The organism is Mycoplasmopsis alligatoris A21JP2 (assembly GCF_000178375.1).
GTDB classification, from domain to species: Bacteria; Bacillota_I; Bacilli_A; order Mycoplasmatales; family Metamycoplasmataceae; genus Mycoplasmopsis; species Mycoplasmopsis alligatoris.
Genome location: NZ_ADNC01000015.1, coordinates 1 through 9056 on the forward strand (window position 1 = coordinate 1; position 9056 = coordinate 9056).

Genomic DNA, 9056 nt, shown 5'->3' on the forward strand with positions numbered 1-9056 from the left:
ATTTATATTTTGACTTAAGTGACTATTCTATAGGCCAAAACAAAAAGTTATTAGAAATAATTGTAGAATGAGATAAAAAACCAATTAACATTAGTGAAATCATTTTATCAACAAAAAGCAATGAAGTTACAAAAGAAAAAATAAACGAATTAGAAACTAAATTAAATGCTATTAAAACAGATAATCTTAGTTCAATTCAAAAATCAGAATATGAATTGGTTAAAAAAATAATATTAGAGTTTAAAAATAAAAAAGCCTATGGTATAGAGTTATACAACAATTTAATTACTTTATTAAATGTTTTAAATAGTAATGACTCTACTGAAAATAATAAAACACTAATCTTGTTAAATCAAGCTTTAAAAGAAGCTGATGAAGTTTTAAAAAATAAAAATGATTATACCGAAGAAACTTATTTAGAATTTTTAAAAGAAAAAAATAAAGTAGAAAATATTTTAAAAACAAATAATGAATTAAATGATGATCTTAAAGTATTGCATGATGAATTTTTAAAAGCTAAAAAACAATTAATTTTTGATAATACTCAAAGAGATATAGCACGCTTAAAAGTAAAAGACTTTAAAAAAAATTTAGATGTTAGCGAATATGATCCAGTAAAATTTGCAAAATTACAAAAAATTTATAAGGAATTAGAAGATAAAACCAACTCACTAAATCAACTACCACCTAGTGAATTTAGTAAATTATTTGAACAAATAAATTCTATTAATAACAATAATTTTGTTACTATCGAGCCTTGAGACCAAGCAATAAAAAACATTAAAGTTATTTTTTATAAAGATATAAATAAAAAATCTGAATCAATTCAATTAAACGAACTAAATCAACAGGATTTATCATTAATTGGTTATGATCAAGAAAAATATAATTCAAATATTTTATCTATATCAAAAAATATAGAAAAAGATGAATTAATAATTAATTATGAAATTTCACTTAAATCAGATTCACAAAATAAGTCAGTAAACAAAATTTTAATTAACGGTTTTTATAAGGAACAAGAACAAAATTTAAGCAAAACAACAATAGCATTAGTTGCAAGTATTGGAGTTGCTGGCTTAATAGTTTTAACAATAGCTGCAATTTTATTAGTTAAAAAATTTAAAAAATAATAAATTACTATTAAAGGTAAAATTGAGTATATTTAATGCTCAATTTTCTTTTTGAATTTTACTTATAAGTCTATAATGAAGTTAAATAATAATCATTTTATATATTACAATATCATAAAAAATATTGCTATAATTTACATATGAATTTAACACAAATATTAGAAAAACAAAAATTATTAGATGATGCTATGTATGTAAAAATTATTGAAATGCACCCAAATTTAACATTGCAAGAACACAGAAAACAAAAAATGTTGGCTTTAATAGTAGAGTGTTCAGAATTTGCCAATGAAATACAATCATTTAAATATTGAAAGAAAAATAAAAATGTTTCTGAAGAAAAAGCAAAAGAAGAATTTGCGGATATTATGCATTTTATAGGTTCATTTGCAAATGACTTTAAAAGCCCTCGAATTATAGAAGAATTAATTGTTAGTCAAGACTTTAATATTCAATTAACCCAAACATATATAGCTATAGCAGAGGCAATGAAAGAATTAAACCAAGAAATTGTTACTAAAATTTTTGCTCTATGTTTAGGAATGGCTAAACTAGCTAATTTTACTGAACAAGACATTGAGTTATGATATAATAAAAAAAACTTAACAAACTATCAAAGAATTTTAAATAATTATTAAATTCTTTTTTTGCCTAAGTGGTGGAATGGTAGACGCTGCGGACTCAAAATCCGCTGGAGAAATCCGTGCAGGTTCAAGTCCTGTCTTAGGCACCATATAAAAAGACCCGATAATCGGGTCATTTTTTTATGTAACTTTTTTAAAGTATACTTCTTCAATTTCTTCTTCTTTAATGTCAGCGCAATCACCGTGATATAAGTTTTTAATAGCATAAATTTTATTTGCATAATCAACAGCGTCTTTTAAACTTTTACCTTTAATTATCCTATTGATTAACATTCCAACATATGCATCTTGCACACCTACAAAGTGAGCTTCAAGACATTCAATTGGATCAGATTCTTGATAAACACTATTAATGTATGAATACGTTTTTAAGTATGTTTTACCATTTTTTATATATTTTAAAGGACAAACTATTGTTTTGATATTTTCGTATTTATCAACAATATGTCTGATTCGTTTTTTGAATTCTTCCATTGAAATATAGGCCTTTTGTTCCTTGAATCCATCTTTATCAAATCAGCCAATTATTATTTTTGTATGTTCTAAGATTTGATCAATTGTATTTTTGTATTCATCATAATTTAATCATAAATCCTCAAAATATGATACATCTAAACTAGTTGTAATTTTTTTATCGTAAGCTTCTCTGTATAATTCAATTAAATGTTTACGCATTTTTTCATTTGCACCCATAGTTGTAGCACTTGTATGAATTCATTCAAATTCTTCTTTAATAATAGATGCTATAAGTGGCATACTTAATTTTGACTGTGAAAAAGCAGTATTACTTCTATCATATTCAATTCTTGCAGGTTTGATTGCTAATTTTGGTAAGTAATAATAAAGACCCATACGCCCTGCAAAATCGAAAACATAATTTGTTTTAATACTATGTATATTAAAATGCTCTTCAATCCTTTTGTAATTAATATGTTTTTTATCTAAAAAAGTTAAATATGAAACATCATAATCGTTGTAACCTAAAAAAGCAGCTACATTCAAAGCATCTCCACCTATAAAAAATCTAAGTGTATTGTTACCTGAATAATAACCTTCAATGTTAATTCTTAATAAGGTTTCACCTATGGTTAAGATTTTATTAGACATATAAACCCCCGTGTACATTTAATTTTATATATACTACCAAACAATAATATATAACTTTTTATTTTACCACTAAATGCTTAATAATCAATTCATTTTAAAAAAACCGTTCCACATTTTTTTAGAATTATTTGCTTTTTTTAGCATTTTTTTCTTAAAAAATTTACTAGTTTCTTTTGTTTTTTAACTTTTAAGATAAAATTTATATACATTTAATTTTTAACTCTTAACTAGTTAAAATGCAAAATTTTAATAAAAAATTAACTTTTTGCTAAGAGTAAAACATGGATAAAAAAATCAAATAAATTAAATTGGAGAAAATATGAAAAAATTAAATTTGAAAACAAAAGTTTGACATAAATATGCACTTTCTTTTGGAATTGTAGCAATAGCAAGTGCAATTAGTATTTCAGCTATTTATGCTTATGCTAAAAATTCGCCAGATAAGTTAGGTCGTGAAAATCCTACCAATCCTTTATTTTTAACAAATGAATTTGCTGCATCAAACAAAGAAGCAAAATTACAATTTGTTAGCGGGAATAAATCAAGTGTTTTAGGAACATGAGATCATCAAAATGATCAAGTTACTTATTACAATTCAAAAAACGAAGAATTTAAAGTAAGCTCTGAAGAATTTTTAAAAATTTATTATAAAACTAATAAGCATTATCCAATCCTTAACATTCGTTATGGTTCTTTTGATTTTTTCAATGAATATCTTGAAGCTGTTCCTGCAAAAGCTTTTAAAGAATTTACTGATTGATTTATGACAAATGTTTCATGAGGCCCTGAAATTGTTACTCTTAAAGAATTTTCAATTGTTAAAGGTGTTGAGATGCGTGGTAATAGCATTACTTTAGGTTCGCACTCAGATAATAATAAAGAGTACATGACAATTAAGTTTTTTCCGGATGCATTTTTTGGTACATTAGCCGCTTACAGTGAAATCGGGGGACGTGGTAATCAACGTGATTCATTAATGTATAAGCTAAATAAAAAATTATTAAACGCACAAGAAGTTAATGACTTTTTAAGAAATATTGCTAATTACAATATTGTTGCTAATTCAAGTGAAGCAGAACAAAAACTTTATAGTTTTAGAGATATAGTTGATTTTAGAAGTTTAGTAAATAAAAAAGTATGAGTGGCTGAATTTTCTAACTGAGATAATGACTTTAAAAAGCAGTCATTACATGAATATGAAACTAATAGATACTCTTTAACAAATTCTAATTTCATTGTTTTACATGGAAATACGGAAAAAGAGGCTAAAGCTAGTCTAGATGTTATAACGAAAATTTATGAAAAAAATGACTCTTTAAATTTTCTTTCAAAACTGCAAAATGTAAAACTTGTTCAAAAGACAATCTCTAGTTTAAAAATTAAAAAAGTTGAGGTGAACAAAAAAGAAGTTTCAGATTCATACTTAAACATTAATTTTAGTGATGGTACTGATTTTAACTTATTCAAATCGTTTGAAGAAATTGATTTTGAATTTAGTCCTAATTCATTTCATCCATTAGAAAATGCTCATAAATTAAGTAATTCTAATGATTTAACTAAAGACTTGTTGGAACGTGAAATAGCAAGATTAAGAGATAGTAAAAATTTTGTTACAGAGTCTTTAAAAAATCACGAAAGTGAATTAAAGTTACTTCAACCTGAATTTGAAAAAACTGTTCAAAAAATTACAAATAATATTAAAGCAAAAACAGGTGAATTAAATTCTTTAAAAAGTGATCCAAATAAAAATAAAGATGCTATTAGTAAAATTGAAAATGAAATTAAAATATTAGAAAGTGATTTAAGCGATGAAGCTAGATTTTTAGAAAAATCAAAGATTTCACTTTTTGAAAAAATAACTTTATATCGTACTGAAGCAGCAAAATTAGAAATTGACTTATTTAACTATAATAAAGGCTATAAAGATTTGGAAAGTAATGAAAAAATTACAAAAGAAACTGAACTTGCTGCACTTTATACTAAAAGATATCAAATTAGTAGAGAGATTCAAGGAAAATTAATAGACACATATAAACGTTTAAGTTTGACTGACCCAATCAGTGATGACGATTTTCTACTTGATGATTTTGTTGTTTATAATTATGATTTAGCATACTTGCCAAATCAAATTTTTACTAATAAATTTCTTAAATCAATGGCTCAATTAAATTATCTAAATTGAAGAGATTTTTATAATATATATGGTTTTGTACAAAAAAATAAAAATAAAAAAGTTGATGATAAAGCATTTTTTATTTACTCAAAACATTTTGAATCATTATCAAATTTATTTAATAAAAAATATCCTAATTCTACTTTTAAAAATGATTATACAAATATTTTAACAACATATAATAAATTAAAAAATGATGCAGAAATAAATGCTAAAAAATTAAGTGAAATTGATAAAAAAAGAGAAGAAATTTTTGCATTATTTAACGAATCATTCAGTAAAGAAGTGTCGAAAGATAATAAAAAAGAAATAATTCCTGGTACTAATTATATAAGTCAATTTAGTTTTTCAAACTCTAAAAATGGACAAGAAAATATTTTTAAATTAAATAGTGATTTTGATAAATTTTTAGATGAAAACTTTACAAATTTAAGTACATTTTTTAATGATACTAAAAAAAGATGAGACACTTTTTATTCTACATCACAGGCATTTGTGAAGAAATATGATACTGAAATTAAAGATGCTGATAAATGAATTAATGCCTTAGCAAATATTAATAAATTAGTAGCAGCTGATCCTAGCGCCTTACAAAATGATTTACTTGTAAAAAGATTAAAAGGATTAGAAAAAAATGTTGCTGATTCTAAAAGTAAATGAGAATCACACAAAAATGAAGCTGGATTTATAGATTTTGGACAATGAAAAGCACTAGAAACAGTTAATACTGCATTTCCTCAGGCTATAAAACTAAGTTTAGAAATCGAAAAAGCTAAAGATGAATTTAAAACAAATAAAGTTAATAAATTATTTATAGATGTGCAAGCAAAATTTAATCAATTTAAATTAGAATACTTAACTCAAACAATAAATCCACAAGATCCAAAACTTTTAGTTTTATATAATAAATATTTAGCTGAATTTAACAAGAATTTAAACAATTTAAATGAACAAATAAAAAATAAAGAAACATTAAGAGAACAATATAATGCTAAAAAACATGAACTTGTTTTATATAAAATAATTAATTCAGAAAAATTAAATGATGATAATGTAAAAAATGAAATTACTAAAAAAGAAGCTGAAATTAATAAAACATTTAATGATTATTCAACTCTTTCTAATCAATTGTTATTTAACAGTGCAATTTTAAGTGATGATTATTTAGAAAAAAGTTCAGGAAATTTAGCAAATATAGTTAAAGAGATTAGAAAAATAAATAATGAATTAATACTAAATGAATCAAGTTTAGCAAAAACTTCTGAGTTGAATAAATCATTAAATAATTTGAATGGTAAATTAAATACTTTAGTAAAAAGAGTTGAAAAAAACAATAATGATAATGGAATAAAACAACATCAAGAATTGTTAGATTTATTATTCAAACAATTTAATAATGAATACCAGAATTATAAAAATTTAGCCAATAAAGTCGTGATAAATAATCAAACAATTAGTGAAATGGCTAAAGCTATAAAAATCAGTGCTTCAAGTGATGAAATATCAAAATTAGTAGTTGAATTAAAAGAAAAAAATACTGAATATAATAAATTTGTAACAGAAACATTAAATGCATCATTAGACAATTCAATAAAAATGTTAAATGGTCTAAAAAAACAAATAAAAGATCAAATTCAAAAAGCCAAATTAATCTATGATAAAGGTGATTTGGTAAAACAAGAATTGTTTAAAGAATTAGAAAATATAAATTCAACATTTTCTAAATTAACTTTAAATAAGGTTTCTGAAAGTCAACTAAAAATTAAAGAAATTTCTGAATTAAGTAATTTATTATCTAAATCTCTACAAGACTCAAACGAATATGAAATTAATATAAATCAAAATATTACTAAATTTAATGAAATTGACCAGTTTGTTTTTTCTAAGACTAATTTAGCCGATAATTCAAATATCAATAATTTAAATAAAACGTTTTCATCATATTTTAATACTCTTAAAGCAATTGATAATAAATTGTATTTAAGTCATGTTTTAGAGTCTCTTTCAAGTAATCAATTAACATTTTACTCAACATTTAGACTACAAGAAATAAACTGAAAAATTCAAGATGTTAATAGAAAAATTTCATTGTTAAAAACTGACCAAAAAGACTATAATGCAGCTAAAAAAGAACTTGATATTAATTTAAAATCCCTTCAAGACCAATTAAAAGAAACTGAAAAGAAAATTGCTGAATTAGAAACTAAAAACAAAAAAGATCTTGAAGAATACAATAAAGTTTTAGCTACAAAAACAGATGAGCAAAAAGCAAATATAAAAAATAGTTTAAAAACTGCTTTTACAAGTATTGATGCGCACAATAAATTACAAAATAAATTTGATTTGAGTTTTGCAAAACAAGTTGAATTTTTAAAATTACTTGATTCTAAAATAGCAAGCAAAGATCATCTAATTACTAAATATCAAAATTCATTAAAACTTGCCTTAGATTTAAGTTTAAAAGTCAATACTAAAACTTTAATAAACCAAAATAAAGATCAATTATTAAATGATATTAATTACTTAGGTTTTGAATTAAAATCGCAAAGCGATATTTTAGTTGCTAAAACTAAAACAGAATTAAGAGAGTTATTACTTAAAAACAAAATAATTAATGCAAAAACTCCAGATCATGAAATTGAAAAATTAATTAAAACAGTTGCACTAGACAACATTTCTAAAAACAAATCTAAATTATTGGTAACTATTAGAGAAATTGCCAAGGAAAATGAACAAGTGCAGCCTTATACAGATATTTATAATGATCAATTTTTAAAATTTAATATTGATGCTAAATCTTCTTACGATTCTTTATCTGCTTTTGATAACTTATTAAATATTTTTGGTTATAAAAAAGTTTTAGCGCCTCGAATGGTAAGGGAAGAAGGTGATATAGTTGATCCTAGCACTGGAAAAATTTCTAAAGGTTATGCAATTTATGCAGATGGATATCAAAATTTAATGAATGATATTTTACATAAAGTTCCTGAAGCCGCTCAATGATTATTTGGTGATCATTTAGCTGAAGTTGTAGATCCTGAAACCGGCAAAATGACTTATCAAATGCAAAATGGGCCTTATTTAGGATTTTCTAAAGATCACCGTGTTGGATTATGAGCAGTTTTAAAAGCTACTGATCCTAATTTTTCAGGAATAGCTATTGACTTTTTAAAATTTGTTGCAGCCCATGAATATGGTCATCACATGACTCTTAATGGAGCAAAAAATTTAGGTGATAAAGCGCCTGGAAATAATTCAATATTTGTTTCTGCTCTAACTCCTGGTGCTACTCCAGGCGTAAGTAATTACTATAACCGTGATGCATTAAGAATGTATTTAGAAGCCAGAACTAATTTAGCTCTTAATACTCGTACATACTTAAATGGTAAATTTGTACTTAAAGAAGATGGAGAATATCCAGTCTTTATGTATCCTAAGTTAGTTAAACGTGATGGCAAAGAAGTAATTGAATATGTTGAAGAAGATGAAAAAGATATTTGAGGTTCAGAATTATCAGAAACATCTATAGAAAAGGCAATTAGCAACTCATCAAGAAGATTTATTCAAGATTTTGAAGGAATGAAAAAAGCTTTAGAATTAAGAAGAAAAGCACTTAATTTAACCGATAAAAATAAAGACAAAATTTCTATGTTTGATATTTGATTACCAAATGCTATGGATACTTATTCTGGAACTTTAAATCCAACAGTTGAGGGAATTGCAAAATATTTAATATTTGATAAAACAGAAAATAAATATAAATTTTTACCTGGTTCTTTAAAAATGCTAGAAGGTATTTTAAAAGATGGACAAGGAAACAACATAATATTTGAAGAAGTAAATGGTCAAATTTTACCAAAAGTAGCTGACTTTGAATACAAAAAAGAAGGCAATAACGAATCACTAGTTATTAAAAAAGTTCACATTTTTAACAAAGACAATACACCAATAATTTCAGCTCCATTAAATATTAATTTATATAGCTCAGAAGCTGAAAAA

Annotated in this window: 4 protein-coding genes and 1 tRNA gene; 4 read left to right on the forward strand and 1 reads right to left on the reverse strand. The window is 24.1% G+C overall.

Annotation, left to right across the window (positions count from 1 at the left end):
- The 3 genes from MALL_RS04500 to MALL_RS01895 form a co-directional block, all read left to right on the forward strand.
- A partial coding sequence (locus MALL_RS04500; RefSeq protein WP_040545538.1) for a hypothetical protein occupies positions 1–1133 on the forward strand: 1133 nt, incomplete at its 5' end.
- A gap of 140 nt (positions 1134–1273) precedes the next feature.
- Positions 1274–1771, forward strand: coding sequence for a dUTP diphosphatase (locus tag MALL_RS01890; protein WP_005683514.1), 498 nt, complete (start codon positions 1274–1276; stop codon positions 1769–1771).
- An 11-nt stretch (positions 1772–1782) separates the two neighbouring features.
- Positions 1783–1866: transfer RNA gene (locus tag MALL_RS01895), tRNA-Leu, on the forward strand.
- Positions 1867–1897: 31 nt separating this feature from the next.
- Here MALL_RS01895 and MALL_RS01900 read toward each other — a convergent pair.
- Positions 1898–2884 carry a carbohydrate kinase family protein gene (locus MALL_RS01900; protein ID WP_005683516.1) on the reverse strand — a complete coding sequence of 329 codons (987 nt, stop codon included), beginning with the start codon at positions 2882–2884 and terminating at the stop codon, positions 1898–1900.
- 319 nt (positions 2885–3203) lie between these two features.
- Here MALL_RS01900 and MALL_RS01905 point away from each other — a divergent pair.
- Positions 3204–9056, forward strand: a 5853-nt coding sequence (locus MALL_RS01905) for a PDxFFG protein (protein ID WP_005683512.1), incomplete at its 3' end; no start/stop codon positions are given.